The organism is Mobilicoccus caccae, from assembly GCF_030161635.1.
In the GTDB taxonomy this organism is placed as follows: Bacteria; Actinomycetota; Actinomycetes; order Actinomycetales; family Dermatophilaceae; genus Mobilicoccus; species Mobilicoccus caccae.
The window spans coordinates 476,517-503,163 of the sequence record NZ_BSUO01000001.1; the positions used below are offsets into that span (position 1 = coordinate 476,517).

Genomic DNA, 26,647 nt, shown 5'->3' on the forward strand with positions numbered 1-26,647 from the left:
GTCAGAGCCGCCCGAGGAAGTCGGGGTCGTCGTCGGGCCCGAGCGGACCGCGCCGTCGCGGGCGGTCCTGCGGGGATCCACCGCCGAGGCCGGGGAGACCGGCGGGGCGCCCCGCGATCCACCAGGCACCGCCGCCCACGAGGGGGAACAGCAGGATGACGAACACCCAGGCGATCTTGGGCAGCCCCTTGACCTTGTCGTCCTCGGTCTGGACGCAGTCGATGACCGTGTAGATCGTGAACGCCAGTAGAGCGACGGCGGCGATGACGCGGAGCAACGGTCAGCCTTCCTGTTCAGGGGTGGACACCCCATTCTCCCATCCCGGATCCATGAGGAGCGAGGCGAGCCGGGCCCGATCGGGCTTGCCGGGTCCGCGCCGTGGCAGGGCACGCACGACGCGGGCCAGGCGAGGGCGTGCGTGCGGCGGCAGGACGTCGCGGGCGTGGTCGAGGAGGTCGGTGAGCAGGTCGGCCGACGACCCGTGCGTGCACTCCACGGCCACCGCGACGCGCTGGCCCCACTCCGGGTCCGGCAGGCCGACCACGGCGAGGTCGCAGCCGTCGGGGACGAAACCGGCCAGGGCCCGCTCGACCTCGGTGGGCCAGACCTTGAGACCGCCGCTGATGATGACGTCGTCGACCCGGCCGTCGACGACGAGCAGGCCTTCCTCGTCCAACCGGCCCATGTCGTCGGTGCGGAACCAGCGCAGCCCGCCGTGCTCGAGGAACGGGTCCTCGCCCGCCGGTCGGCGCACGAGGTAGCCGCGGGCGACGACGGCTCCGGCGAGGTGGATCCGGCCCTGCTGGATGCGCAGGTGGACCCCGTCCAGGGGCGTCCCGTCGTAGACGCATCCGCCGGCGGTCTCGCTCATCCCGTAGGTGACGACGACCGGGATCCCGGCCTCACGGGCCCGTCGCAGGAGCACCGGGGGCATCGAGGATCCGCCGACGAGCACCCCGTCGAGACCGCGGGCCGCGGCGACGGCGTCCTCGTCGAGCAGGAGTCGCTGGAGCTGGGTGGGCACGAGGGAGGTGTAGCGGCGCATGCCCGTCATCGAGTCGACCCCGGCGACGAACCCGGCCGGGGTGAACGACCCCGGGGGCACGACCGCGGGCCGGGCGCCGGCGCGCAGCGAACGCAGGAGCACCTGCAACCCGGCGATGTGGTGGGCGGGGAGGGCGAGCAGCCACTGACCGGGACCACCCAGCCGCGCATGGGTCGCATCGGCCGAGGCCGTGAGCGCGGAGGCGTCGAGGACGGCCCGCTTGGAGGCTCCCGTCGATCCGGACGTGCCGACCGCGATCCCGCCGCCGGAGGGGAGGACGTCGGGGTCGATGTGGTCGAGGTCGGGCTCGTCGGGGCCGTGGCCGGTACCCGTCGGGGCGGCGGTGGGATCCGAGGGCGACGGTTCCTGGGGGAGGAGGAGAGGCCCTCTGCCCGCGATGGCGTCGGCCAACCGATCGAGCAGCGCCGGGTCCGACGTGGGGTCGGCCGGAAGGGGCAGGGGTACGGGCTTCACCGCTGAAACCTAGCGTTAGGTTGGGTCTCATGACGAGAACAGCAGTGGTGACCGGAGCCAGTAGTGGGATCGGCAAGGCCACGGCGCGGGCCCTCGCCGCCGACGGATACCGCGTGGTGCTCGCGGCGCGGCGGGGTGACAAGCTCGCCGGGATCGCCGAGGAGTTCGGTGGAGTCGCGGTGACCTGTGACGTCACGAACGAGGAGGACGTCGCTCGTCTGGCAGCGGCCGCCGGGGACGACGTCGCGGTCGTCGTCAACAACGCCGGTGGCGCGCTCGGCCTCGAGCCCGTCGCGGACGCCGCGCTCGACAAGTGGCGTCAGATGTACGAGACGAACGTCATCGGCATGGTCGCCGTGACCAAGGCGTTGATGCCGGCGCTGCGTGCGGGTGGTGGCGGGTCGATCGTCACGGTCACCTCCATCGCGGCCGACGGGGCGTACGAGAAGGGCGCCGGGTACTGCGGCGTCAAGGCGGCCGAGCGGTACGCCTCCGACGCACTGCGTCTGGAGCTCAACGGCGAACCGATCCGCGTGTGCGACATCGCTCCCGGCCTGGTGGAGTCCGAGGGGTTCTCCCTCGTGCGGTTCGACGGTGACGAGGAGAAAGCGGCGGCGGTCTACGAGGGTGTCGAGAATCCCTTGACCGAGGAGGACGTGGCGGAGTGCATCCGCTGGGTCGTCTCCCTGCCGGCGCACGTCAACATCGACCGCCTCACGGTCAAGCCGGTGGCACAGGCCGCACCACACAAGATGGCCCGCACCTCCTGAGGCCAGAATCGCCGAGACCGGCACCCTTCTGTGTCAAGCGGGGGTCTTGAGGGGGTCGTATTCTGGGTGGTGACGGGTCCAGGAAGTGACTGATCCGAAGTGTCGGTGTGGGGCTGTGAGCCGGCCGCGCTGGATGACAGTGACGCGCCCCGGTGTCCTCCTGGGCCCGTCCTTTGTGTGGTGAGGACGTCGTTGAGCATGGTGCGGTAGAGGATGTCGGATAGGCGTCGTTTCAGGCAGCGCATTGCTTCGCTGGGGCGTTTGCCGGCGGCGATTTTCCGGTCGTAGTAGGCCCGTCCTTGGGTTGTGGGGGTGCGCAGCTGGACGATGGCCATGATGTGCAGCACGTGGTTGATCTGTCGGTTCCCGCCGCGGGAAAGGCGGTGGCGGGTGTTGTCACCGGAGGAGGCGTCGATCGGGGCGGTACCGTTCCAGGACGCGAAGTGGGCCTTGCTGGGGAACCGGGTGATGTCACCGATCTCGACCAGCAGCCGGGCGGCGCCGGTGGGTCCGATGCCGTGCAACCTGAGCAGGGCGGTCCCGGTGCTCTTGAGGAGCTCGATGAGTTCCTTGTCCGCGCTCTTCTTGCGGGCGTGGATCCGTTCCAGGTCGACCACCAGTTCCAGGGCGACCCGTTTGCGGGTCTTGCCCAGGGCGTCCTTGGGTCGCACGCCGGTCAGGATCGTGCGGGCGCGGGCGGCGGACAGGTCTTTCTTGGCCCCACCAGGGACGATCTCCAGCAGCAGGGCGTGCAGCTGGCAGACCTTGCGGACGTGTTCTTCCCCGATCCGGCGGCGCCGGTCGACCAGCAGCCGCAGGACTTCCAGCTGCTCGTCGTGGGCCACCGACTGCAACCCCGCGATCCGGGCCCCGACCAGGGCGATGGAGTGGGCGTCAGTGTCATCGGTCTTGCGGCCCTGGCCGGTGGCGAAGATCCGCATCCGGGCGGACAGCTTGGCCGGCACGTCCACGACCTGCTCGCCCAGCGGCAACAACCTGGCCACGACATGTCGACCGATGCCCTCACAGCCCTCGACCGCCCACCTCCGTTGGGGCCAACGCCTGACGTACTCCAGCATCGCGGCGAAGCCGTCCTCGTCGGTGGTGAACTGTCCGTGTCCGAGGATCTGCTCCTTGGGGGTCATCACCTCGATCGTGACGGTGCGCTTGTGCGGGTCCATCCCGATCACGACCGGACCCGGTGCCTGCTCGTTCATCAGCTGCCTCCTGACATCCTCGACATCGGTGGTGTCGGTCCGGAGGGCACCGCTACTACCAGCAGAGCAATCCCTTCTTCAGCCTCTCCCGACCATGTCGGTGGCCGGAGCAGCGCAAGCCGGTCGAGAGTCACACCACCAGGATGGACAGCCGGAAAAGAGCGACTACCCCGACCACCTAGACCGAGCCTGGCCAGGCACCGATCCTGAGGTCAATAGAACTAGTAGCCGGCAATAGCCGGCGGTCTCGGCATTTCCGCGTGCGGCCAAAGGGTCGGATGGCGTTCTGGGCGCCCCGGGCGCGCGCTCTGGTGCGCGCAGTCAGTCCCGGGGGAGTCGGCGACCGTCGGCGCGGCGGTACAGCGCACGGCGGTAGCGGCTCGGCAGGCGGAACAGGTGGCCGAGGCGCAGGGCCCCGAGGGTGTTCTCCAGCCAGACGCAGACGACGATGACCAGGGCCGTCAGCAGCAGGGGGTACAGCAGGTCGAACCACAACGACCCGGCGGTGAGCTGTTTCACGAGCGCCAGCGGTCCGAGTTCGACGGCGAAGTGCCAGGCGACGATGACCGGCACGTGCATGACGTAGATCCCCAGCGTGCGCCGACCGATCCACGACCCGGCCCTCGCCCAGGGGCGCAGCCGGCACAACTGCGCCGACAGCGCGATCGCCAGGACGGTCGCGGAGAGCTGGAGGACCTGGATGGTCAGCGCGTTCTGCAGCGACAGCGGCGCCGGCGTCATCAAGGTCCTCAAGGTGAGCATCCAGAACGTGACCAGCGCGAGGACCGCGGTGACGGGCAGGACCCACACCTTGCTCGCCACCCCGATGAGCAGCGCGCGTCCGTACACCCCGGCCACGAAGTAGAAGACGTAGAGGATGGCCCGGGTCCACAGTGGTGACTCCACCGACCACGTCATCGCCGCCCAGACACCGAGGGCGAACGCGGTCCCCGCCACGATCCCTCGCGGCACCCTGCGCAACGCGGTGAACAACACCATGTACACCGCGAGGGCGAACACGAACCACAGCGGCGTGCGCGGCTGGAGGATCTGGATGAAGAAGTCCTGGACCCGGGCAGGCTGGAAGGGCACGACGATCGGGCCGGAGGCGAGGAAGAGCACGCCGTACACCGCGAGCCAGACCAGATACAGGTAGTAGTTGGTGACGGCCGACAGGATCGCGTTGCCGCGGGTGAACCCGCGCCGGATCTTGCCGGCGGCGAGCATGCCGGACACGACGAAGAGCAACGGCATCCGCACCACGGCGACGACCTGATTGATGCGGTCCCACCGCGGCAGGACCCAGTCGTCGGCGTGGGGGAGGCCGTAGAAGTGCCCGATGCTGACGTGCAGGAGGACGACGCCGACGATGGCGAGGGCGCGCGCGGCGTCCAGCCATGCTAGACGCCCTCCGTCGCTGTGGGAGCCGCGTCGGGGCAGTCGTCCGAAGGACATGCTCAGAAGTACCAGGGGAACGGCGACCAGTCGGGGTCACGCTTCTCGAGGAACTGGTCGCGGCCCTCGACGGCCTCGTCGGTCATGTACGCCAGGCGGGTGGCCTCACCGGCGAACACCTGCTGGCCCATGAGCCCGTCGTCGACGAGGTTGAACGCGAACTTGAGCATGCGCTGGGCCTGGGGAGACTTGCCCATGATCTCGCGGGCGACCTGAATGGCCTCGGTCTCGAGGTCGGCGTGGTCGGCGACGATGTTGACGGCGCCCATGCGGTGCATGTCCTCGGCCGTGTAGGTGCGGCCGAGGAAGAAGATCTCGCGGGCGAACTTCTGCCCGACCATGCGGGCCAGGTAGGCGCTGCCGTACCCGGCGTCGAAGCTGCCGACGTCGGCGTCGGTCTGCTTGAAGCGGGCGTGCTGCCGGCTCGCGATCGTCAGGTCGGAGACGACGTGCAGGGAGTGCCCGCCACCGGCGGCCCAGCCGGGCACGACGGCGATGACGACCTTGGGCATGGTGCGCATGAGCCGCTGCACCTCGAGGATGTGCAGGCGTCCGCCTTCGGCCTTGACGCGGGCCTCGTCGACGCTGCTGCTGCCCTCGTCGCCGGACTCGGCGGCCTGGGCGGAGGCGTACTGGTAGCCCGAGCGGCCGCGGATGCGCTGGTCGCCACCGGAGCAGAACGACCACTTGCCAGCCGCGCCCGTGCCCTCCGGCCCGGGGCCGTTGCCGGTGAGCAGGACGACGCCGACGTCGGGGGAGCGGCGGGCGTGGTCGAGCGCCCGGTAGAGCTCGTCGACGGTGTGGGGGCGAAAGGCGTTGAGGACCTCGGGCCGGTCGAACGCGATACGGACCGCGCCCAGCGTCCGCCCCGGCACGGGACCGGGCAGCACGCTGCGGTGATACGTGAGGTCGGTGAAGTCGAACCCCTCGACCTCCGCCCAGGCGGCCGGGTCGAACGGGGAGGGGGAGGGCAGGGAGTCCGAACTCATGAGCGCAGCCTACAAACTCGCCCCGACACCGCCGTCCCCCGCGAGCCCCCTTCTCACCTGAGACAGCAAGAGATGTCTGAAACAGCCGCGCAGGACCTGCTGTTTCGTCCTCACCTACTGTCTCAGGCAGAGGGGCGCGGGCGGGTGGGGTGGATGGTGGCGAGCGCGTCGCAGGGGTACAGCGGGAGCGGCTCATCGGCGTCGTCGAACGGGCGCCATGCCAGGGGGTAGGTGGTGCCGTCGGCCTCGGTGAGGGTGGCACCCTCGGGTGGCGGCATCGGGTCCAGACGCCCTCTACCTCGTGACGTCGACACGGGTGACCTCCACGGGCGGTCGACGACGGACCCCGCCGATGGCCTTCAGATCCACCGCGCCGTCTCGGGTGATCGACGGCAAGACGACCTGGCTCGACTCGCGATCATCCGAAGAGGACGTCGCCGACATGTAGGTCCGCACGAGGTCCTCACTCGGCTCGTCGGTGCCCTTCTGGTACATCCAGATCGCCAGTGCCCCGAACGGTTGATCGTTTCGTCCTGGTCAACCCTGGTCCGGGTGCGGGTGTCCGGGCGTGATGATCCGGGCCGGTCTGGCCTGTGGAGGTGGTCTCGTCCCAGGAGCGAGCGCTCCGGGGCGGCGATCTACGGTGGAGTCATGCCCATCCCCGAGCACGTCGCCTGGTTGCGCGACCACGTCGGCCCGGCGCCGTTGTGGCTCACCGGGATGACGGCCGTCGTCCTCAAGCACGACCCCGATGCCGTCGCCGACCCCGATGGCCCCGCTGCTCCGCCGTCGGTGCTCGTCGTGCGCCGCAGCGACAACGGCGCCTACACGCCGGTGAGCGGCATCGTCGACCCGGGCGAACACCCCGCCGACACGGCCGTGCGTGAGGCCGAGGAGGAGACGTGCGTGCGGATCGAGGTCGAGCGTCTGATCGACGTGCGGGTCGTGGGGCCGATCACCTACCCCAACGGTGACGTCTCGACCTATCTCGACCATGCGTTCGTCTGCCGGTGGGTGTCCGGGGAGCCCCGGGTGGGCGATGACGAGTCCACCGAGGCCGGATGGTGGCCCGCGGACGCGTTGCCGCCGTTGTCCGACGCGCACGCGGCGCTCGTGCAGGCTGCCGTCACCGGTGAGGTCGGCCCGTACCTGGGCCCGCCGGAGGCGCGCGAAGCCTGACGCGATCCCACGACGCCACCGGGATCCGGACTCCCCTCGCCCCGCCTCGAATCGACTACGACCGATCCCGGGTCGGCCGATAGGGGAAGGGTCCCCGCGCGGCCGTTGCGCGGCGGAGCAAGCCGACGTGGCCGGAGAGGATCCGGTGCGGGAGGAGCCTGGCATGTCGCTGCGGATCGTCGTCGTCCCGATCAACCACGGCGCGGGGGTGACGACCGCCTGTCTGGGACTCGCGCACGCACTCGACCGGCAGCGGGTGTCGGTCGGCTACATCAAACCCTTCGGACGGGCCGCGGCCGACGGTGAGGACCCCTCGGCCGAACTGTTCCGGCTGGCCACCCCGCTGCGTCCGGCGCCGCCGATCCCGTTCACGCACGTCGAGGCGATGCTCGCCGCCGGGCGCGACGACGAACTCATGGAAGAGGTCCTCGCCCTGGCCGCCGACACCATCGGCGCGCACAAGGTCACGATCGTCGAGGGGGTCGCGCGCGAACTCCGCTCGGCGCACTCCACGCGGCTCAACGTCGAGATCGCCCGGTCCCTCGACGCCGAGGTGTTGTTCGTCGCCTCGGCGGCCGACACCAACCCCGAACGTCTCGTGCACCAGGTCTCCGCCATGGCGCAGGGCTACCGCGTGCCCGGCGACGAACGCGTCATCGGCATCGTGCTCAACCACATCCCCCTCGGTCAGGACGACGGACGCTACGAGCGGGCGCTCGAGGAGGCCGGATACCGGACCGTCTGCTCCCTGGTCCACCGACCCGAGTTCGCCCGCCCGCGGGTGCGGGACATCGTGCACCAGCTCGGTTTCGAGGTGCTCAACGCCGGTGACGACCGTCGTCGGATCGCCGGTGCGATCGTCGCCGCCCAGAGCCTGCCCGGGTTCCTCGCCCACCTCGACGACGAGCGGCTCGTCATCGTGCCCGGTGACCGTCACGAGGTGCTGTTGTCGGCCGCGCTGGCCGAGCAGAGCGGGACGCGGCTGGCGGCGGTGCTGCTGACCGCCGGGATCCGGCCGGACGCCGACGTCATGCGCCTCTGCCGCCCGGCGCTGCAGGAGGGCCTGCCGATCCTGCTCACCGACGATCTGACCTTCGAGGCGACCAGCCGCGTCGTCTCCCTCGACCCGGGCATCCCCGCCGACGACGAGGACCGCGCGCGCCTGGTCATGCGCGGCGCGGCCGACGCGTTCGACGACGTGTGGCTGGCCGAGGTCCCGAACCGCAGTTGCGTGCGCCGCCTGACCCCCGCGGGATTCCGGCTGGCGATGGCGACCTCGGTGGCGAAGGGCGACCTGCGCATCGGACTCACCGACGGAGACACGCCGCGGGTCGTCCGCGCGGCGCTCTCGCTGCACGAGCGTGGCCTGCTGCGCTGCATGCTCGTGGGTGACCCCGAGCGGGTGGAGGCGATCGTCACCCAGAGCGGCGCCACGGTGCCTCCCGGTCTGCGCGTCATCGATCCCGGAGCGGTCGAACCGGCCGAGGCTCGGCGTCTGGAGCAGGTGGCGCGCGAGGCCGGCAGCCGCAGTTCGACCACTGCGGATCTCGCGCCGACCGATTCGCTCATCGTGGGTCTGGACCTCCTCGCCCGCGGTGAGATCGACGGCCTGGTCACCGGGCTCTCCCACGATCACCAAGACGTCGTCGCCCTGGCCGAGGCCGTCATCGGTCACCAGGAGGAGATCCCCCTGCTCACCTCGGTGCACGTACTCAACCTGCCCAACGAGGTCGTCATCTTCACCGACTGCTTCCTCAACGAGCACCCGAGCAGTGAGGAGCTGGCGCTGATCGCGCTGTCCGGTGTCGCCGCCGCCGAGAGCATCGGGATGGAGGCGCGGGTGGCGCTGGTCACCGGCCCCCGGTCGGATCCCGATGCCTCCCAGCGGATCGCCGGCGCCGTGCAGGCCATCCGTGACCGCCGCCCCGACCTGCAGGTCGAGGGGCCCGTGACGCTCGACCGGGCCTCCCGGCGGGTGAAGGCGGGTGAGGGTGGCGGCAACGCGTCGGTCTTCGCGTTCGCCGACCTGGCGACGGCCGAATCGAGCCTCACGGCCGTGAGCCGGGACGCCGACGTGTCCACCTACGGCCCGGCCATCATCGGTCTGCGGCGCCCCGTCAACGTGCTGGCCCCCACGGCCTCGGCCCTCGAGATCGCCGACATGGTCGTCGGCACCGCCCACCAGTCGGGCGAGGCGGGCTGAGGGCGCTCCCCCGACCCGTCGGGACGGTGGGGGCAGGGCGGGGTATCGAGGGAGGCGTGCCGGGATACTGAGCCGGTGACCTGCCTACCGACGCCGCCCCTGGCGGACCTCCTCGACTCCGCCCACGTCGTGCGCATCCCCATGCGGACGCGGTTTCGCGGACTCGCCGTGCGCGAGAGCGTGCTGGTGCACGGGCCGGCGGGGTGGGGTGAGTTCGGGCCGTTCCCCGAGTACGCCGACGTCGAGGCGGCCCGATGGCTCGCCGCGGCCATCGAGGCGGCCTGGTCGGGACACCCGGCGCCGGTGCGCGAGGTCGTGCCCGTCAACGCGACGGTGCCGGCTCTCGGCGCGGATCAGGTGCCCGAGGTGCTCGCCCGGTTTCCCGGCACGACCACGGCCAAGGTCAAGGTCGCCGAGGCCGGTCAGTCGATCGAGGACGACGTCGCCCGGGTCGCCGCGGCCCGTGACGTGCTCGGTGCCTCCGGACGGATCCGGGTCGACGCCAACGGCGCCTGGGACGTGGATCAGGCGCTCGACGCCATCGAGGCGCTGGCCCGGTACGACCTCGAATACGTCGAGCAGCCGTGCGCCTCGGTCGACGAACTCGCCTCGGTACGACGGCATCTCGCGAGGTCGGGACGCGACGTGCGCATCGCCGCGGACGAGTCCATCCGTCGCGCCGAGGACCCCGAACTCGTGCGTCGCCACGGGGCCGCCGACGTGATGGTGGTCAAGGTGGCCCCGCTCGGTGGCGTGCGGGCGGCGGTGGAGGTCATCGAACGCGTCGGTCTGCCCGCGGTGGTCTCCAGCGCGATCGACACCTCCGTCGGCATCACGGCCGGCGTGGCCCTGGCCGCGTCGCTGCCCGACCTGCCCTTCGCCTGCGGCCTCGGCACCGTCGCCCTGCTCGACGGCGACGTCGTGACCGACTCGGCCCTGCCCGAGGGCGGGGTCCTGCGCGCCGGCCGGACGCTCCACGTCGATCCGGCCCTGATCGAGCAGTACGCGGCCCCCACCGACCGCACCACCTGGTGGACGGACCGCCTGACCCGCTGCCACGCGGTCCTGGCGGGGCGCTCCTGACCGCCCGACACGGGCACCGACCGCCCGGACACGGCTGCCGCTCGTGGTGGTCGGGTGACGAGTGAGGCGCCTACGCCTCGCGGTCCAGGACGAGGGCCAAGGGGCCGTCGGGGCCCACGGTGAGGAGCAGGGTCGCCTGGTCGCCGCCGCGGGCGGAGAGTCCGAGGCGACGGCGGAACTCCTCGGGGTCGAGGCGGCCACCGCGACGTTTGATGGTCAGGCCCGTGACACCTTCGCGCCGCAGCCAGGCCTTGACGGCCTTGACCTGGGCCGGGAGCACGTCGGTCACGCGGTGGCGGCGGGCGTAGGGGACGTCGATGCGCTCCTCGGAGACCACGTAACCGGCGCCCTCACCGAGTTCGGCCCCCTCCACCGCGTCGGACAGCGCCCCGACGAGCCCCGCCTGGAGGACCGCCAGGTCGGGTTCGTAGAGCAGAGAGCCGGGTTCGACGACCGACGTGCCCGCAGGCGCCGCGCCGACGGCGTCGGCCTCCGTGACGGTCACGACCTCCCCGCTCCGGCGCACCACCGTGGCGACCCGTCCCGGCGTCTGCGCCAACGGCCCCCACCACAGTGCGCATTCGACGAGATCGCCTCCGGTGGAGACCCATTCGGCCTCCGTATCGGCCGGGATCGCGGGATGGGGGAAGGCGGGTGACAGCTTGGCCCCGGTCGCCGGGATCCGCGCGGCGGAGTCCTGCACGAACTCCCAGGAGGGCGCCATGTCCTGCAGCCGAAGGGTCCGGCGGGTGCGGCCGGAGGCGTCGTTGCGCCCGGGGGTGCGTCGGGCGGGATCGAACCAGACCCCCTCCGTCGGCGACGGCCGGGCGTCCTCCGCACGCCCCTGCCGGGCACGAGAACGCCCCTGTCCGAACGCGTCCGGGCCGAGCGCCCCGATGTTGTGGTCGGCGAGCAGAGCGGTGGCCTCGTCGGCGTCGACGGCCCGGACCGTGAGCCCGGCGCGCCCGAGAGCGAGGGCGTCGGAGCCGATGCCGCACCCCAGGTCGTGGACCGTCTCGATCCCGGCGGCGGCGAACCGCTGCGCGTGACGATCGGCGACCTCCCGGCGCGTGGCCTGCTCGAGCCCGTCCGCAGTGAAGAGCAGGCGGGCGGCGTCGGCCCCGAACTTGGCCCGCGCCCTCTCGCGCAGCCGCGACTGGCTGAGGACCGCCGCCACGAGCCCGGCGTCGTATCCCTGTGTCCGCAAACGGGTTCCGAGCGCCAACGCCTCACCCTCGTCGTACGGCGGGAGTCCGGCCAGGAGGTCGAGCCCGTCGGCGATCAGGGTCCTGGCGGTGTCGGCGTCCACCGGCGTCACGCTACCGGCGCGCGGCACCCGTCCTCTCGCAGCGTCCGGACGCATCCGGGCAGCGCGTCGGCACCTCCGGCCGGGTATTGGCAGTCGAGTTGACCGAGTGCTAATCGCGGGCCTAGATTCGGGGTTAGCACTCGACCACTCCAAGTGCCAGTCGCCGGCTCCGGCCGACCGATGGTCACGAGGTGTGGCGAGCGATCAGAAACGAGAACCGCATCCCGTGTTCTCCGGGCCGACCCCCGCGACGGCGACCCGGACGATCACGCGGGTGCACCTTCAGACCACGCGCCCACGGGCGCACTAGCGAAAGGTCGTACCGTGTCGGTGAACATCAAGCCGCTCGAGGACCGGATCGTCGTCAAGTCCAGCGAGGCCGAGCAGACCACGGCCTCCGGTCTCGTCATCCCGGACACCGCCAAGGAGAAGCCCCAGGAGGGCGAGGTCCTGGCCATCGGTCCGGGTCGTGTCGACGACAACGGCAACCGCATCCCGCTCGACGTCGCCGTCGGCGACAAGGTCATCTACAGCAAGTACGGCGGCACCGAGGTCAAGTACTCGGGCGAGGAGTTCCTCATCCTCTCGGCCCGCGACGTGCTGGCCGTCGTCACCAAGTGACTCAGGGGTCCTCTGACTCACCGCGGGTGTGCCCCTGAGGGCGCGGTCCGCCACAGCAATTCCGATGCGCCCCGGCCGCCTGAGCAAGGCGCAGGCCGGGGCGTCGTCGTCCCACGACCGGGAACTTCCACGAACACAGATGGGTGGCTCACACATGGCCAAGGAGCTGGAGTTCAACGACTCCGCACGCAAGTCGCTGGAGCGCGGTGTCGACGCGCTCGCGAACACCGTCAAGGTGACGCTCGGTCCGCGCGGCCGCAACGTCGTCATCGACAAGTCCTGGGGTGCCCCGACCATCACGAACGACGGTGTCACCATCGCCCGTGAGGTCGAGCTCGAGGACCCGTACGAGAACCTCGGCGCGCAGCTCGCCAAGGAGGTCGCGACCAAGACCAACGACGTCGCCGGTGACGGTACGACGACCGCGACGGTCCTCGCGCAGGCGATGGTCAAGGAAGGCCTGCGCAACGTCGCTGCCGGCGCGGCCCCCTCGGGCCTCAAGCGCGGCATCGAGAAGGCCGTCGAGGCCGTCGACGCGGCGCTGGTCGAGAGCGCCCGCGACGTCGAGGGCAAGGAGGAGATCGCTCAGGTCGCCTCGCTGTCCGCGCAGGACTCCGAGATCGGTGGGCTCATCGCCGAGGCCTTCGACAAGGTCGGCAAGGACGGCGTCATCACGGTGGAGGAGAACCAGACCGCGGCGACCGACCTCGAGTTCACCGAGGGCATGCAGTTCGACAAGGGCTACCTCTCGCCCTACTTCGTCACCGACACCGAGCGCATGGAGGGTGTCCTCGAGGACGCCTACGTGCTGGTCAACTCGGGCAAGATCTCCACGGTCGCCGACATCCTGCCGGTGCTGGAGAAGATCGCGCAGAGCAAGAAGCCGCTGCTCATCATCGCCGAGGACGTCGACGGCGAGGCCCTCTCGACGCTGGTCGTCAACCGCATGCGCGAGATCCTCAAGGTCGTCGCCGTCAAGGCGCCGGGCTTCGGTGACCGTCGCAAGGCGATGCTGCAGGACATCGCGGTGCTCACGGGTGCCACGGTCGTCTCCGAGGAGGTCGGTCTCAAGCTCGAGAACGTCGACCTCGACATGCTCGGCCAGGCGCGTCGCATCGTCGCCACCAAGGAGACGACGACGATCGTCGACGGCTCCGGCGAGGCGGCCGAGGTGAACGCCCGCGTCGGTCAGATCAAGTCCGAGATCGAGCGCACCGACTCCGACTGGGACCGTGAGAAGCTCCAGGAGCGCCTCGCCAAGCTCGCCGGTGGTGTCTGTGTCATCCGCGTGGGTGCGCACACCGAGGTGGAGCTCAAGGAGAAGAAGCACCGCATCGAGGACGCCATCTCGGCGACCCGCGCGGCCATCGAGGAGGGCATCGTCGCCGGTGGTGGCTCCGCTCTCGTGCACGCCTCCACCGCCGTGGACTCCCTCGGCCTGGAGGGTGATGAGGCCACGGGCGCGCAGATCGTGCGCAAGTCCGCCGCCGAGCCGCTGCGCTGGATCGCCGAGAACGCCGGCCTCCAGGGCTACGTCGCGGTCGCCAAGGTGTCGGAGGCCGGGCCCGGTACGGGTCTGGACGCCGCCACCGGTGAGTACGGCGACCTCATGGCCAAGGGCATCATCGACCCGGTCAAGGTGACCCGGTCGGCCCTGCGCAACGCCGCCTCGATCGCGGCGATGGTCCTCACCACCGACACCCTCGTGGTGGAGAAGAAGGTCGAGGACGACGGCGCCGGTCACGGTCACGGTCACGGCCACTGAGGCACCTGATCGGGCCAGGCAGGACCGCCTGACACCAGTTGGGCCCCGCCGTCGTGGCGGGGCCCAACTGGTGCGTCCGGGCGCAGGAGGACCGTGCGGCGAGGCCGCGCGTCTTCAGGAGGCCAGTTCGTCGCGGCGGGGGTAGCAGGCCTCGCGCTCGTCCTCGGTCATCCCGCCCCACACGCCGTAGGGCTCGCGGACGGCGAGTGCGTGCTCGCGGCACTGTTCGAGCACCGGGCAGCCGGAGCAGACCAGCTTGGCGGCGGCGTCACGGGCGCGGCGCCGTGCTCCGCGTTCTCCCTCGGGGTGGAAGAAGGTTTCCGGTCCGGTCGCCCGGCAGGCTCCCTCGTACTGCCAGTCCCATCGGTCGGCCTGGGGGCCGGGGAGTCGCGAGATCTCTGCCATGATCTTCCTCCTGGTCACGAGAGTTTCGCCCGTGTTCGGGTTGCCGCAGCGTCATTGATGAGGCACAGTCGAAGCGAGGTGTCGTCCGACTGGGTCCTGCCGGGGCGCGTGAGGTTGTGTTACCCGCCGCGCCGGAGTCCGAAACGTCGGTCTTCCGACTTCTCTTCGGGTGGTGTCCTCACAAGGGGTTCCACCCGGTCGATCCAAGGGCTTGACGCCATCCACGTCCGCCTGGCCAGGGGGTAGTCCACCCCGCCCGAGGAGGGAACTGCATGACCGTGCCGCTTCGGCCACTCCTCGCGGGCACCGGGGGAAGCCAGGAAGACGTAACGCAACCCACGTCCGACGCGATGACACGAATGACAGCCGCGTCACCCCTCGCCGAACTCGTTCCGGCGGCCATGGGCGGGGACACCGCGGCGTTGGAGGCTCTGATGCTCGCCGTGCGCGAGCGGGCCTTCCGTTATGCAAGGGCCAGGTTGGGTCGGTTCCCGCAGGCAGCGGGGGCCGCCGAGGATGCAGCGCAGGAGGTGTGTATCGCGGTGCTCACGTCATTGTCGCGGTACGACGAGCGCGGCGTCCCGTTCGAGGCGTACGTGTACTCCATCTGTGCCCGCAAGGTCGCCGATGTGCAGCGGTCGATGTTCCGTCAGCCCGTACCCACCGACGAGGTCCCCGACCGGGCCGACCTCGACGCCGGTCCGGAGGAGCTCGTCGTGGCGGGTTCGCAGGCCGACGAGGCCTGGGAGCTGATGCAGTCGTTACCGGATCACCAGCGTGAGCTCCTGACGCTGCGCGTGGCGGTCGGCCTGTCGGCCGAGGAGACCGCTTCTTCATTGGGCATGACCGCGGGGGCGGTCCGTGTCGCACAGCATCGTGCGCTGGCCCGACTCCGTGAGATGTTCCACAAGCGCCAGGGGGAGGCGTAAGAGATGTCCGCCTCACTCGGCTTCGGGCCGATCAAGGACGACGACGAATTGCTCGACCGGCTGGGTTCGCGGGGGTCGCACTCCGACGACGGTCTGGAGGGTGTGTTCGCGTCGTGGACCACGTCGATCGACGAGGACGAGCGCGCCTGCGCCCGTAACGTCGGTCCGCTCGGTTTGCGTCGCGTCGAGGGCCGCTCGGACGAGGAGACGGTCGCGGCCGCCTCGCAGCGCGTGCGCGTCGTCCGGGTGCCCCGTTCGCGTGCCGTCGCCGTCCTCGGCGCGCTGGCGCTGACGGTCTCCGGCGGTGGGGTCGCGGCCGCGATCAACCAGACCGAGCTCGCACCGGTGGTCCGGGCGATCGAGAAGGCCACGGCACCGATCGCCGCTCTGCAGGTCGCTGCCGGCACGCACAGCACGACGCCGACGCATTCCGCGTCCAGCCCCGCAGGGGTGCTGCCCGTGTTGGTCGACAAGGCACGCGGTCTGGCGAAGGACGGTCAGTACGGCAAGGCCCTCGGTGTCATCGAGGCCGTGCGCAGCATGGCTCCCAAGGACGCCGTGGGACAGCAGATCACGGCGCAGGTCGATCAGCTCGAGAAGCAGATCACCGGCGGACCGGTGATCCTCGCCGACCCCCGCAGAAGGCGCCGCTCACGCGCACGCAGCCGACGACGACCCTCCTGTCGACCACGGCGACGGGCGCACCGGTCACCTCGCCGACGGCCACGTCCTCGGCTCCGGCCACGTCCTCCCCGCCGGCCACCACGTCGACGCCGGCCGAGGAGAAGCCGACCTCCACGACACCGGGTGACCCGACCAGCACGGGCGCCCCGACCTCCACGGCACCCGCCGAGACGCCGGCCACCACCGCGCCGACGACGACGCTGGGCACCGCCGGTGGCGAACAGAACCCGGGCACGGCCTCGCCGTCGAAGGGTACGGAGACCACGCCCACCAGTGGGGGCACCGAGGCTCCTCGGGGTTCGGTGAGCCCGAGCGCGCCGAGCGAGAGTGCCACGAACGCGCCGAAGACGGCCCAGGGATCCACGGCGCCGAAGTCGGCCGAGTCGACGAAGAAGTCGAAGTCCTCGACGAAGAAGACGACGAAGACGACCAAGGTGACGAAGAAGGCCGCGGCACCCAAGGCGACGACGTCCGCCAAGGTTCCGTCCGCCGCGATCGACCCGGCGGTGAGTTCGGCCACGTCGACCGGTGCGGGAGCGTCGGCGACCTCGGTCGACTGAGTCGAATCCGGCCGCCAGCCCTGCCGGTTTGCCGACCAGCGATGGAGTTTCGCCGACCAGCGATGGGGTCTGTCCCATAACGATCTCGGACCCCGTCCGAGGTGTCGGCCGACGCCGACCGGGGCGGATCGGAGCCCATCTGGGGGCACGTAGACTTCTGTCATGACGAGCACCCACGACGGACCTTCTCCCGCCGGAGAGATCCCGGCCCTCGTCGCCCCGCTGGGGCTGACCTACGACGACGTGTTGCTGCTGCCGGGCGAGACCGACGTGATCCCCAGTGAGGTCGACACGACCTCCCCGTTGACGCGCGGGATCTCGCTGCGCACCCCGCTGATCTCCGCCGCGATGGACACGGTGACCGAGTCGCGGATGGCGATCGCGATGGCGCGTCAGGGGGTCTGGGAGTTCTGCACCGCAACCTCTCGATCGAGGATCAGGCCCGGCAGGTCGACCTGGTCAAGCGCACGCAGACGGGGCGGATCACCAACCCCGTCACGATCGGTCCGGACGCGACGCTCGAGGATCTCGACCGCATCTGCGGGGAGTTCCGTGTCAGCGGGCTGCCCGTGGTCGACCCCGGCGATCACCTGCTCGGCATCTGCACCAACCGTGACCTGCGGTTCACGCCCGTGGCCGAGTGGGCCACCACATCGGTGCGCGACGTGATGACGCCGATGCCGCTCATCACGGCTCCCGACACGATCTCGCACGAGGACGCCACGGCGATCCTGCGTCAGCACAAGCGCGAGCGGCTGCCGCTGGTCGACGAGCAGGGACGGCTCACGGGGCTCATCACGGTCAAGGACTTCGTCAAGAGCGAGCAGTACCCCGACGCCAGCAAGGACGCCGACGGGCGGCTGCTCGTCGGTGCCGCGGTGGGCTTCTTCGGTGACGCGTGGGATCGCGTGACGGCGCTCGTGGACGCGGGCGTCGACGTGCTCGTGGTCGACACGGCCAACGGGCACGCGCGGCTCATGCTCGACATGGTGCGACGCCTCAAGGCAGACCCGGCGACCGAGCACGTGCAGATCATCGGCGGCAACATCGCCACCCGCGTGGGCGCTCAGGCACTGGTGGATGCCGGTGCCGACGCGGTCAAGGTCGGCGTCGGTCCGGGGTCGATCTGCACCACGCGCGTCGTGGCGGGTGTCGGTGTTCCGCAGGTCACCGCCGTTCACGAGGCCGCGCGGGCGTGTACCCCGGCGGGTGTCCCCGTCATCGCCGACGGAGGCCTGCAGTACTCGGGCGACATCGCCAAGGCCCTCGTCGCCGGCGCGTCGACCGTGATGGTGGGCTCCCTGCTGGCCGGGTGTGAGGAGAGCCCCGGTGAGACGGTGTTCGTCAACGGCAAGCAGTACAAGCGGTACCGCGGCATGGCCTCGCTCGGTGCGATGACGAGCCGAGGCGACCGTCGTTCGTACTCCAAGGACCGATATTTCCAGGCCGACCTGGGCGATGACGAGATCATCACTGAGGGCATCGAGGGCCAGGTGGCCTACCGCGGCCCGGTCGAGGCCGTCGTCCATCAGCTCATGGGTGGCCTGCACCAGTCGATGTTCTACGTCGGCTCGCGCACGGTGCCCGAGCTGCAGGAGCGCGGCCAGTTCGTTCAGATCACCGCGGCAGGGCTCAAGGAGTCGCACCCGCACGACGTCCACATGACCGTGGAGGCCCCGAACTACCAAGGACGTCGCTGATCGCGCTCCCGCATGTATTCATCGCCTCGGCCTCGTCGGGGGTCGAGGGGTCGGGCCGGGACGTTCGGCCCGACGGACCCGGTCGTGAGACAGGCTCGGGCAGTGGAGCGCTCGGCCGAGGGTGGGCCTGCGGCGTTCGTCGATGCCGGGACTGGAGGGTCGCCGATCGGACCTTCCCGGGCGGCGTGAGATTCGACTAGGACGCTTGTATAGTTGGGGGCGGTGACCCACCGACGCACCGTCCGGGCCCGGCCACGCCGGGTATCACGACTCCGGATCGCTGAACGCGAGATGCCGGGTGGGCCGCCCGAAGGGGAGGCCGCTCGCGCGGCCGTCGAGAACATCATTCTTCAGGGGGATCAGCCATGCCCATGACAGTGATCGACATGCGGGGAGGGGCTCGATGAAGGCAGTCATCCTGGCCGGAGGGCTGGGCACACGTCTGAGCGAGGAGACCACGCTCAAACCGAAGCCGATGGTCGAGGTGGGCGGCAGGCCCATCATGTGGCACATCATGAACGAGTACGCGGCGCACGGCATCAAGGACTTCGTCGTCTGCTGCGGATACAAGGCCGAGTACATCAAGGAGTGGTTCTCGACCTACGCCATGCGCAACTCGGACATGACGTTCGACCTGCGCAGCGGTGAGGTCCAGATCCACAAGCGCGACGTCGAGGACTGGCGGGTCACGCTGGTCGACACCGGGCTCAACTCGATGACCGGTGGACGTCTCAAGCGGGTGCGGGAGTACCTCGGCGACGAGACGTTCTGCTTCACCTACGGCGACGGCGTCTCCGACACCGACATCGGCGCGACGATCGAGTTCCACAAGGCCTCGGGTCGCCTGGCGACGATGACCGTCGTCCAGCCGCCGGGCCGGTTCGGCGCGATCTCCCTCGGTGCCAACGAGACGACCATCGAGCACTTCCAGGAGAAGCCCGACGGCGACGGCGCCTGGATCAACGGTGGCTACTTCGTGTGCGAGCCGGGTGTCATCGACTACATCGAGGGCGACGACACCACGTGGGAGCAGGAGCCGCTGCGCAACCTCGCGCACGACGGCCAGCTCAACGCGTACAAGCACCCCGGCTTCTGGCAGCCGATGGACACCCTGAACGACAAGAACAAGCTCGAGAAACTGTGGGCCGGCGGATCGGCTCCGTGGAAGGTGTGGAACTGATGAAGGTCCTCGTCACCGGAACCGAGGGATACCTCGGCTGCCTGCTCGCCCCGATGCTCATCGACGCCGGTCACGACGTGGTCGCGGTCGACGCCGGGTTCTACAAGAACGGCTGGCTCTACAACGGCCTGACCTCCACCGCGCTGACCCTCGAGAAGGACATGCGCAACCTCACGCCTCAGGACTTCGAGGGTGTCGACGCGGTCGTCGCGATGGCCGAGCTGTCCAACGACCCGGTCGGTGACCTGGTCGGTCCGCTCACCTTCGAGATCAACCACAAGGGCAGCAGCCACGTGGCCTCGACGGCCAAGAAGGCCGGGGTCGAGCGGTTCGTCTACATGAGCTCCTGCTCGGTGTACGGCGTCGCCGACGGCACCGTCGACGAGACGAGCCCGGTCAACCCGCAGACGGCCTACGGCGAGTGCAAGTACCTCACCGAGAAGGACCTGTGGGACCTGGCGGACGACGACTTCCACCCGGTCGCGCTGCGCAACGCCACCGCGTTCGGCGCCAGCCCGCGTCAGCGGTTCGACATCGTGCTCAACAACCTCGCGGGCCTGGCCTGGGTCGAGAAGAAGATCGCGATGACCTCCGACGGCACCCCGTGGCGTCCGATGGCCCACGCCCTCGACCTGTGCAAGGGCATCATGACGATGCTCGAGGCGCCGGTGGAGAAGATCCACGGCGAGGCCTTCAACATCGGCGGCAACGAGAACAACTACACGGTGCGCGAGATCGCCGAGACCGTGGCGGGCGAGTTCCCCGGCTGCGAGCTGTCCTTCGGTGAGCCCGGTCAGGACAACCGCAGCTACAAGGTCAGCTTCGACAAGGTCAAGGACACCCTCGGGTACACCCCCGACTGGGACCTCAAGGCGGGCGCCAAGCAGCTCCACGAGGTGTTCGAGGCCATCCAGCTGGACGCCGAGACCTTCTACGGCCGCGGCCACACGCGGCTCAAGCAGATCGACTACCTCCTCAAGACCGGTCAGGTCGACGAGAAGCTGTTCTGGAAGCGGGAGTGGTGAGCATGGAGTTCACGAAGACGGCCGTCGACGGCTGCTGGATCATCGACCTCACGCCCTTCGGCGACGAGCGCGGCGGGTTCGCGCGCACGTTCTGCGCCAAGGAGTTCGCCGAGCACGGCATCGAGACCGGCGTGGCCCAGGCCAACATGAGCTGGAACGCCAAGAAGGGCACCCTGCGCGGCATGCACCGCCAGATCGCGCCGGCGGCCGAGGGCAAGCTCGTGCGCTGCACCCGCGGTGTCATCGTCGACGCGTGCCTCGACCTGCGCGAGGACTCCCCGACGTTCGGCGAGCACGTCATGGTCGAGCTGTCGGCCGACAACCGCCGCGCCCTGTGGATCCCGCCGTACTGCGGTCACGGGTACCTGACGATGACCGACGACACCGAGGTCACCTACCAGGTCTCCGGCTTCTACAGCCCGGAGCACGAGCGCGGGCAGCGCTACGACGACCCGGCGTTCGGCCTGCAGTGGCCGGGTGAGGTCGAGGTCATCAGCGACAAGGACAAGGCCTGGCCGGACTGGGACGGGAAGCCGATCAAGTGATCATCACCGACACGCTGCTCGCAGACCGCAAGGACAACCCGATCAAGGTCGGCATCGCCGGCCCCGGGTTCATGGCCAAGGGTCTGATCAACCACATCACCAACACCAAGACCGGCATGAGCGTCGCCGTCGTCTTCGCGCGGACTCCCGACAAGGGTGTCGCGGCGCTGGAGAACGCGGGGATCGACGCCGAGCGCATCGTCGTCGTCGACACCGCCGACGAGATCGATCGGGCGAGCGAGAACGGCCAGGTCGCGGTCACCTCCAGCTACGAGGCGATGACCGACTGCTCGGCGATCGAGTGCGTCGTCGACTGCACGGGTTCGGTCGAGTTCGGCTGCCACCTGGCGCTGGCCACGCTCGCCGGCCGCAAGCACCTCGTGCTCATGAACGCCGAGGTCGACGCCACGGTGGGGCCGATCCTGGCCAAGAAGTTCACCGAGGCCGGCCTGGTCTACACCGGCTGCGACGGCGACCAGCCGGGTGTGCAGATGAACCTCATCCGGTTCGTCCGCGGGCTCGGGCTCACGCCGCTCGTGGCGGGCAACATCAAGGGCCTGCAGGACCCCTACCGCAACCCCACCACGCAGGAGGGGTTCGCCAAGCAGTGGGGTCAGGACCCGCACATGGTGACGAGCTTCGCCGACGGCACCAAGGTGAGCGTCGAGCAGGCGCTCGTGGCCAACGCGGCGGGCCTGTCCGTGCACCAGCGGGGTTGCCTGCAGCGTGACCACCGCGGCCACGTCGACGAGCTGACCGGCATGTACGACGTCGAGGAGCTCAAGGAGCTCGGCGGCGCCGTCGACTACGTCGTCGGGTCCAAGCCGGGGCCGGGCGTCTACGTGCTCGCCACGCACGACGACCCCAAGCAGCAGCACTACCTCAACCTCTACAAGCTGGGTGAGGGGCCGCTGTACAGCTTCTACACGCCCTACCACCTGTGCCACTTCGAGGTGCCGAACACCGTCGCGCGGGCCGTGCTCCTCGGTGACGCGACGATCGCGCCGCTGCCGCAGGCACCCAAGGTCGAGGTCATCACCGTCGCCAAGAAGGACCTCAAGGCCGGCGAGACCCTCGACGCCCTGGGTGGCTACACCTACTACGGGGAGTGCGAGAAGGCGCCGGTGGCCAAGGCGAGCAACCTCATCCCCGTCGGACTCGCGGAGGGCTGCGTGCTCACGCGGGACATCGCCAAGGACGAGGCGATCTCCTACGCCGACGTCACCGTTCCGACCGGCCGCCTCTGCGACGAGTTGCGCGCCGAGCAGGACGAGACCTACCCGCAGGAGGCCTGATGAGCGACCGCCCCACGCACGCACCCACCGACGACCCGAGCCTCGCCGGACCGGGACTCGACGGCAGTGCTCACGACGGCGGTGTCGTCGAGGCCGACGGGCAGAGCACACCGCAGGGGACGCCTGCTCCCGGCGGCGCGGCTCCGGCCGTTTACGACTTCGCGGTGATCGGCGGCGGGATCGTCGGTCTGGCGACCGCGATGACGCTGCTGCGTGAGCGTCCCGGGTCGAGCCTGGTCGTCATCGAGAAGGAGGACCGCGTCGCGGCCCACCAGACCGGGCACAACTCGGGTGTCATCCACGCGGGCATCTACTACGCGCCCGGCTCGCACAAGGCCAAGCTGTGCAAGGAGGGCGCCCAGCGCACGCGGGAGTTCTGCGACGAGCACGGCATCCCCTACCGCAACACGGGCAAGCTCATCGTCGCCACGAACGACGCCGAGCTGGAGCGCATGAACGCCCTGTACGAGCGGGCGTTGATCAACGAGCTGGACGTCGAGAAGATCGACGCGGCCGAGTTGCGGCGTCGTGAGCCCAACATCACCGGCGTCGGTGCGATCTGGCTGAAGAGCACCGGCATCGTCGACTACACGGCGGTCTGCCGCACGATGGCCGAGGTCATCGAGTCGGCCGGTGGGACGCTCCGTCTGGGGACGCAGGTCACCGACATCACCGAGTCGCTCTCGGAGGTGCGCATCGACGTCTCCGGTGGTGAGGGGGTCGTCACGCGGCGCCCTCGCAGCGTGCCGAGACGCTGTACGCGAAGCAGCTCGTCGTGTGCGGCGGCATCCAGGCCGACCGGCTGGCGCTCATGGCCGGGCTCGACGTCGACTTCCAGATGGTGCCGTTCCGGGGGAGTACTACCGGCTCGACGCCAAGCACAACCAGATCGTCGACACCCTGATCTACCCGGTGCCGAACCCCGACCTGCCGTTCCTCGGCGTGCACCTCACGCTGATGATGGACGGTGGCGTGACCGTCGGCCCGAACGCCGTCATGGGGTTCGCGCGCGAGGGCTACCCGAAGTGGTCGATGAACCGCAAGGACATCGCCGACTTCGTCACGTTCCCGGGGTTCTGGAAGATCGCGCGCAAGCAGCTCAAGACGGGTGCCGTCGAGCAGTGGAACTCGGTCTACAAGCCGGGCTACCTGGAGCTGGTGCGCAAGTACTGCCCGCAGTTGACGACGGCGGACCTCACGCCGGAGCCGGCGGGCATCCGGGCGCAGGCGGTGCGCAAGGACGGGTCGATGGTGGAGGACTTCCTCTTCTACGACACGCCCCGCATGCTCCACGTGTGCAACGCCCCTTCGCCCGCCGCGACGAGCGCCATGCCTATCGGTGATCTCATCGCGAGCAAGGTGCTGAACCGCGGGTAAGACGCACAGCACACCGGCAGACCCACCGAAACCGGAGGCCGGCGCCCGATTGTGGCGCCATCGCCTCCGGTTTCGGCGTCCCACGCGCGACCTCACACGACTCTGTGCGTGGCGGGCTGAGCGCGTCCGTCTGCTCTGCCTGGTCGGGGTCTACCGGAAGACGCGGCTGATCGACCCGCTCAGTTGCATGAGCTGCATCCACATCCCGAAACGGCGGAGAGGGCGCAGCAGCCACCGGAGCAGGGGGATGCGGCGCGGCGCATCCGGGCGGCGCACCCACGCGATCGAGAGCGACAGTTGCGTTCCTCCTGCCGCGGGCTCGAGGTCGATCCGCACCTGCCGCATGGGGGATTTCGGTGCGTCCGGCCAGGTGAACCGCCATTCGATCCGGCTGAACTCCTCACGATCCGTGAGTTTCACCGCCGCTCGTCGGCGCTCCTGCTTCACGTCGAAGGGCTTTCCGTCCGGGCCCTCCGTCCGTGCCTGCGACACCCAGCGTGATCCGATGGTGGCGCGCGAGGGCACGTCCTCGACGCTTCCCGTGCCCGGTTCCCACTCCGGCATGCGGGCGGGGTCGCAGAGAAGAGCCCACACCTGCGCGACATCTGCGGGGACGAAACCCTCGGACGAGCTCGACAGCGCGCCGGGGCCGAACGAGTGCTGCGCCCGCGCGGGGTGACGCGTGACCTCCTCGAGTCGTGCCAGCACCACATCCGGGCTCGTCCCGAGGCGATGCAGCACCGCCTCGATCAGACCGCTCGGTTCGGTGACCACTTCGCGGAGCACCGCCGCAGCGTCGCCCCTCTTCTTGCCCTCGACCGATCGCTTGACGACCTCGCACGCACTCTCGTTCAGCGAGTAGTCGTTCGTTTCGTAGAACGTGATCCTGCCGGGAGCGGGCGCCTCGGATCGAACTCCGAGCGAGGCCAATTGCGCAGCGTGTTGGGCTGCGACAGCCGCGTGGGCCAGGTCCAGGGTGATCCCGAGGCTCCGGAGCACCTGGCCCGCGACCTGCTCGTTCACGACGAGGGCGAGGAACAGGTGGTCGACGCCCACCGTCCTCTCGCCGAGGCGGGAGGCCTCTTCCATGGCCGTGAGGGACAGGGTGTGGCTCGTCGCTGCCGCAACGCTGAGCTTGCTCATCTGTTCCTCCTCGGAACGGGGATCGACGGGTCGATGCGCTTCGCGTACTTCTTGTGCACCGCCTGGCGCGACACCCCGAGTGCCGCGGCGATGTCCTGCCACGCCATCCCGGCTCGTAGCCCGGCCTCCACCTGCGCCAGTTCGAGGCGATCGGTGAGCGCACGGAGCGAGGCGACGGCTCGCAACCCGGCACGTGGGTCGCGAATGTCCGCCGCGACCTCGGCAACCTCCAATGACTCCATGCGTGCAACCTACGTTGCTAACTGGGTCACTGTCAATGGAAGTTGCTAAAGTGGCTCCTTGGTGCGACGCCTGGCTGTCCCGAGCCTCAGGTCTGGCCGTGCGTGTCGTTCTGCGGTGGTGGAGGCCCCCGCGGACTCTCAGGGGTGGTGGGCGAGGACGTAGAGCCGGTCGGTGTCGACCTCGACGCCGGGGAGCGGTGAGCGGACGTACCTCTCCTGCACGCTCAACCCGGCGGCCTCGACGGCGGCGACGACTCTGGCCGTGTCGTGGAGCACGGCGTCGAGGTCGACGGGATGGCCCACCAGTCGTCGGCGTGACGCACCTCGGCGCCGACGTGGGTCGCCAGCGCGAACACACCGCCCGGCCGCAGGGCGCGGGCCAGCCCCGCGATCGTCTCCGGGAGTTCCGACGGCGCGAGGTGGCACAGCGCGTACCAGGCGACGATGGCGGCCCACCCCTGCGCGGTCGGTGGCCGCATGACGCGCCGCAGGTCGCCGACCTCGAAGGAGACCTCGGGGTGGGCGGCCGTCGCGAGGTCGATCATGCGCGCTGAGATGTCCCGGCCGGTGACCTGGGCGCCGCTGCGGGCGAGTTCCGCCGCGACGTGCCCCGGTCCGCAGCCCACCTCGAGGATCGGCCCGTCGTGGCCGGCCTCGGCGATGCGCGCGAGCAGCCAGCGGTCGAAGGGCTTGTGCTCGAGCTCGTCGCCGAACTCGTGCGCGTAGGTGTCGGCGACCGCGTCGTAGGCCGCCAGCACGCGGGAGTCACGGGCCTCGCCGCCGTCGCGGAGCACGACCTCCAGATCGATGCCGCCCCCGTCCGTGTGCGACCCTCCGGTGGCCACGTCGACGGGGCCGAGGAGATGTGTCCACCGTGCTTCGCGCTGCCCGGCTTGCCGCTCGAGCTGAGCGACCAGAGGTGCGGGCCGGCGCGACATCCGCAGCAGGCACTCCTCGACCGCACCCCGATCGGCGAACGTGTGCAGTCGCTCGGTGCGGGTCTTCAGCTCGCCGGGAGCCTGCGGCCCGCGCAACAGCAACACCGTGAGCAGGGCGTACTCATCGGGGTCGAGTCCGAGTGTGTCGCTGAGCAGTTCGTGGTGCTTGAGGGTGCGCGAGCCCTTGCCCGCCCAGATCACCCGGACCAGATCGCGGCTCTTGAGGTCGCGCACACCCTGCTCGAGGGTGGCGTCGTCGTAGTCGCTCACGGGGTCGCGGCTGCTCGACTGGTTGCAGGCGCCACGCAACGCGTTGAGGGTGAGTGGGTAGCTCGCCGGGACCGTCACCTGCTTCTCGAGCAGGCTGCCGAGGATCCGCTGGTCGAGTGCGTCGAGCGTGGGCAACTCCGTCATCGTCGCGTTCCTCCTGGTGCGCCTGTGCCGCTTCGCGCGATCCGACGGTGCGCCGACCGCGACCCTGTGGGACTCCATGATGGCGTAGCGCGGCGAGTTC

Annotated in this window: 25 protein-coding genes and 3 pseudogenes; 15 read left to right on the plus strand and 13 right to left on the minus strand. The window is 70.1% G+C overall.

The window, feature by feature from the left end; translation table 11 throughout:
- Position 1: 1 nt before the first annotated feature.
- Both QQK49_RS02510 and menE read right to left on the minus strand, forming a co-directional pair.
- Positions 2-277, minus strand: a complete 276-nt coding sequence (locus tag QQK49_RS02510) for a PLD nuclease N-terminal domain-containing protein (RefSeq protein ID WP_284302537.1) — start codon at positions 275-277, stop codon at positions 2-4.
- 3 nt (positions 278-280) lie between these two features.
- Positions 281-1,519: an o-succinylbenzoate--CoA ligase gene (menE, locus tag QQK49_RS02515; RefSeq protein ID WP_284302538.1), complete on the minus strand. Its 1,239-nt coding sequence runs from the start codon at positions 1,517-1,519 to the stop codon at positions 281-283.
- A gap of 29 nt (positions 1,520-1,548) precedes the next feature.
- Here menE and QQK49_RS02520 point away from each other — a divergent pair, with 29 nt between their 5' ends.
- Positions 1,549-2,289 carry an SDR family NAD(P)-dependent oxidoreductase gene (locus tag QQK49_RS02520; protein WP_284302539.1) on the plus strand — a complete coding sequence of 247 codons (741 nt, stop codon included), beginning with the start codon at positions 1,549-1,551 and terminating at the stop codon, positions 2,287-2,289.
- Positions 2,290-2,492: 203 nt separating this feature from the next.
- Here the strand turns inward: QQK49_RS02520 and QQK49_RS02525 are convergent.
- The 4 genes and pseudogenes from QQK49_RS02525 to QQK49_RS02540 form a co-directional block, all read right to left on the minus strand.
- Positions 2,493-3,506: pseudogene (locus QQK49_RS02525) on the minus strand (IS110 family RNA-guided transposase); the annotation flags it as partial.
- A gap of 321 nt (positions 3,507-3,827) precedes the next feature.
- Complete coding sequence (locus tag QQK49_RS02530; protein ID WP_284302540.1) at positions 3,828-4,961, minus strand: acyltransferase family protein; 1,134 nt, start codon at positions 4,959-4,961, stop codon at positions 3,828-3,830.
- 2 nt (positions 4,962-4,963) lie between these two features.
- The gene (locus tag QQK49_RS02535; RefSeq protein WP_284302541.1) at positions 4,964-5,950 is read right to left on the minus strand and encodes a 1,4-dihydroxy-2-naphthoyl-CoA synthase; all 987 of its coding nucleotides are present in this window, start codon (positions 5,948-5,950) and stop codon (positions 4,964-4,966) included.
- 122 nt (positions 5,951-6,072) lie between these two features.
- On the minus strand, positions 6,073-6,264 hold the full coding sequence (locus QQK49_RS02540; RefSeq protein WP_284302542.1) for a hypothetical protein: 192 nt from the start codon (positions 6,262-6,264) through the stop codon (positions 6,073-6,075).
- 337 nt (positions 6,265-6,601) lie between these two features.
- Here QQK49_RS02540 and QQK49_RS02545 point away from each other — a divergent pair, with 337 nt between their 5' ends.
- From QQK49_RS02545 to QQK49_RS02555, 3 genes are all read left to right on the plus strand, one after another.
- The gene (locus QQK49_RS02545; protein ID WP_284302543.1) at positions 6,602-7,129 is read left to right on the plus strand and encodes an NUDIX hydrolase; all 528 of its coding nucleotides are present in this window, start codon (positions 6,602-6,604) and stop codon (positions 7,127-7,129) included.
- Between the two features lie 163 nt (positions 7,130-7,292).
- Positions 7,293-9,332, plus strand: coding sequence for a phosphate acyltransferase (locus QQK49_RS02550; protein ID WP_284302544.1), 2,040 nt, complete (start codon positions 7,293-7,295; stop codon positions 9,330-9,332).
- 75 nt (positions 9,333-9,407) lie between these two features.
- The gene (locus QQK49_RS02555; protein WP_284302545.1) at positions 9,408-10,415 is read left to right on the plus strand and encodes an o-succinylbenzoate synthase; all 1,008 of its coding nucleotides are present in this window, start codon (positions 9,408-9,410) and stop codon (positions 10,413-10,415) included.
- Positions 10,416-10,485: 70 nt separating this feature from the next.
- Here the strand turns inward: QQK49_RS02555 and QQK49_RS02560 are convergent, their stop codons facing one another.
- Complete coding sequence (locus QQK49_RS02560; protein ID WP_284302546.1) at positions 10,486-11,724, minus strand: class I SAM-dependent methyltransferase; 1,239 nt, start codon at positions 11,722-11,724, stop codon at positions 10,486-10,488.
- A gap of 324 nt (positions 11,725-12,048) precedes the next feature.
- On the opposite strand from QQK49_RS02560, the gene groES reads away from it, so the two are divergent.
- Positions 12,049-12,345: a co-chaperone GroES gene (gene groES / locus QQK49_RS02565; protein ID WP_284302547.1), complete on the plus strand. Its 297-nt coding sequence runs from the start codon at positions 12,049-12,051 to the stop codon at positions 12,343-12,345.
- 154 nt (positions 12,346-12,499) lie between these two features.
- Positions 12,500-14,110: a chaperonin GroEL gene (groL, locus tag QQK49_RS02570; RefSeq protein WP_284305806.1), complete on the plus strand. Its 1,611-nt coding sequence runs from the start codon at positions 12,500-12,502 to the stop codon at positions 14,108-14,110.
- 114 nt (positions 14,111-14,224) lie between these two features.
- Here groL and QQK49_RS02575 read toward each other — a convergent pair whose 3' ends face one another.
- A complete protein-coding gene (locus QQK49_RS02575) occupies positions 14,225-14,515 on the minus strand; it encodes a WhiB family transcriptional regulator (protein WP_284302549.1) in 291 nt (96 codons plus the stop codon).
- A gap of 359 nt (positions 14,516-14,874) precedes the next feature.
- Between QQK49_RS02575 and shbA the strand changes: the two genes are divergently transcribed.
- Complete coding sequence (gene shbA, locus QQK49_RS02580) at positions 14,875-15,444, plus strand: RNA polymerase sigma factor ShbA (protein ID WP_284302550.1); 570 nt, start codon at positions 14,875-14,877, stop codon at positions 15,442-15,444.
- A gap of 604 nt (positions 15,445-16,048) precedes the next feature.
- On the opposite strand, the gene QQK49_RS02585 is transcribed toward shbA, so the two are convergent.
- Complete coding sequence (locus QQK49_RS02585; protein WP_284302551.1) at positions 16,049-16,648, minus strand: hypothetical protein; 600 nt, start codon at positions 16,646-16,648, stop codon at positions 16,049-16,051.
- A 202-nt stretch (positions 16,649-16,850) separates the two neighbouring features.
- Between QQK49_RS02585 and guaB the strand changes: the two are divergent.
- The 6 genes and pseudogenes from guaB to QQK49_RS02615 form a co-directional block, all read left to right on the plus strand.
- Positions 16,851-18,388: pseudogene (gene guaB, locus QQK49_RS02590) on the plus strand (IMP dehydrogenase).
- 403 nt (positions 18,389-18,791) lie between these two features.
- On the plus strand, positions 18,792-19,568 hold the full coding sequence (gene rfbF, locus QQK49_RS02595) for a glucose-1-phosphate cytidylyltransferase (protein WP_284302552.1): 777 nt from the start codon (positions 18,792-18,794) through the stop codon (positions 19,566-19,568).
- Positions 19,568-20,593, plus strand: coding sequence for an NAD-dependent epimerase/dehydratase family protein (locus tag QQK49_RS02600; protein WP_284302553.1), 1,026 nt, complete (start codon positions 19,568-19,570; stop codon positions 20,591-20,593). Before rfbF ends, QQK49_RS02600 begins: the two co-directional genes overlap by 1 nt.
- Before the next feature lie 2 nt (positions 20,594-20,595).
- Positions 20,596-21,138 carry a dTDP-4-dehydrorhamnose 3,5-epimerase gene (gene rfbC, locus QQK49_RS02605; protein ID WP_284302554.1) on the plus strand — a complete coding sequence of 181 codons (543 nt, stop codon included), beginning with the start codon at positions 20,596-20,598 and terminating at the stop codon, positions 21,136-21,138.
- Positions 21,135-22,433, plus strand: a complete 1,299-nt coding sequence (locus QQK49_RS02610) for an NAD(P)H-dependent oxidoreductase (protein ID WP_284302555.1) — start codon at positions 21,135-21,137, stop codon at positions 22,431-22,433. The genes rfbC and QQK49_RS02610 overlap by 4 nt, the downstream gene beginning before the upstream one ends.
- A 200-nt stretch (positions 22,434-22,633) precedes the next feature.
- Positions 22,634-23,065 (plus strand): annotated as a pseudogene (locus QQK49_RS02615) (FAD-dependent oxidoreductase); the annotation flags it as partial.
- Here the strand turns inward: QQK49_RS02615 and QQK49_RS02620 are convergent.
- Positions 23,020-23,160, minus strand: coding sequence for a hypothetical protein (locus QQK49_RS02620; protein ID WP_284302556.1), 141 nt, complete (start codon positions 23,158-23,160; stop codon positions 23,020-23,022). The pseudogene QQK49_RS02615 and the gene QQK49_RS02620 overlap by 46 nt on opposite strands.
- A gap of 48 nt (positions 23,161-23,208) precedes the next feature.
- On the opposite strand from QQK49_RS02620, the gene QQK49_RS02625 reads away from it, so the two are divergent.
- Both QQK49_RS02625 and QQK49_RS02630 read left to right on the plus strand, forming a co-directional pair.
- Positions 23,209-23,337 (plus strand): hypothetical protein, encoded by a 129-nt coding sequence (locus tag QQK49_RS02625; RefSeq protein WP_284305976.1) that lies wholly within the window; start codon positions 23,209-23,211, stop codon positions 23,335-23,337.
- Positions 23,322-23,810 carry an FAD-dependent oxidoreductase gene (locus tag QQK49_RS02630; RefSeq protein ID WP_284305807.1) on the plus strand — a complete coding sequence of 163 codons (489 nt, stop codon included), beginning with the start codon at positions 23,322-23,324 and terminating at the stop codon, positions 23,808-23,810. The genes QQK49_RS02625 and QQK49_RS02630 overlap by 16 nt, the downstream gene beginning before the upstream one ends.
- 150 nt (positions 23,811-23,960) lie before the next feature.
- On the opposite strand, the gene QQK49_RS02635 is transcribed toward QQK49_RS02630, so the two are convergent.
- The 3 genes from QQK49_RS02635 to QQK49_RS02645 all read right to left on the minus strand — a co-directional run bounded on the left by QQK49_RS02635 (position 23,961) and on the right by QQK49_RS02645 (position 26,547).
- Entirely contained in the window at positions 23,961-24,953 is a 993-nt protein-coding gene (locus tag QQK49_RS02635) for an SRPBCC family protein (protein WP_284302558.1), read from the minus strand.
- Positions 24,950-25,195 carry a hypothetical protein gene (locus QQK49_RS02640; RefSeq protein WP_284302559.1) on the minus strand — a complete coding sequence of 82 codons (246 nt, stop codon included), beginning with the start codon at positions 25,193-25,195 and terminating at the stop codon, positions 24,950-24,952. Before QQK49_RS02640 ends, QQK49_RS02635 begins: the two co-directional genes overlap by 4 nt.
- A 224-nt stretch (positions 25,196-25,419) precedes the next feature.
- Positions 25,420-26,547, minus strand: coding sequence for a DUF480 domain-containing protein (locus QQK49_RS02645; RefSeq protein WP_284302560.1), 1,128 nt, complete (start codon positions 26,545-26,547; stop codon positions 25,420-25,422).
- Positions 26,548-26,647 lie beyond the last annotated feature (100 nt).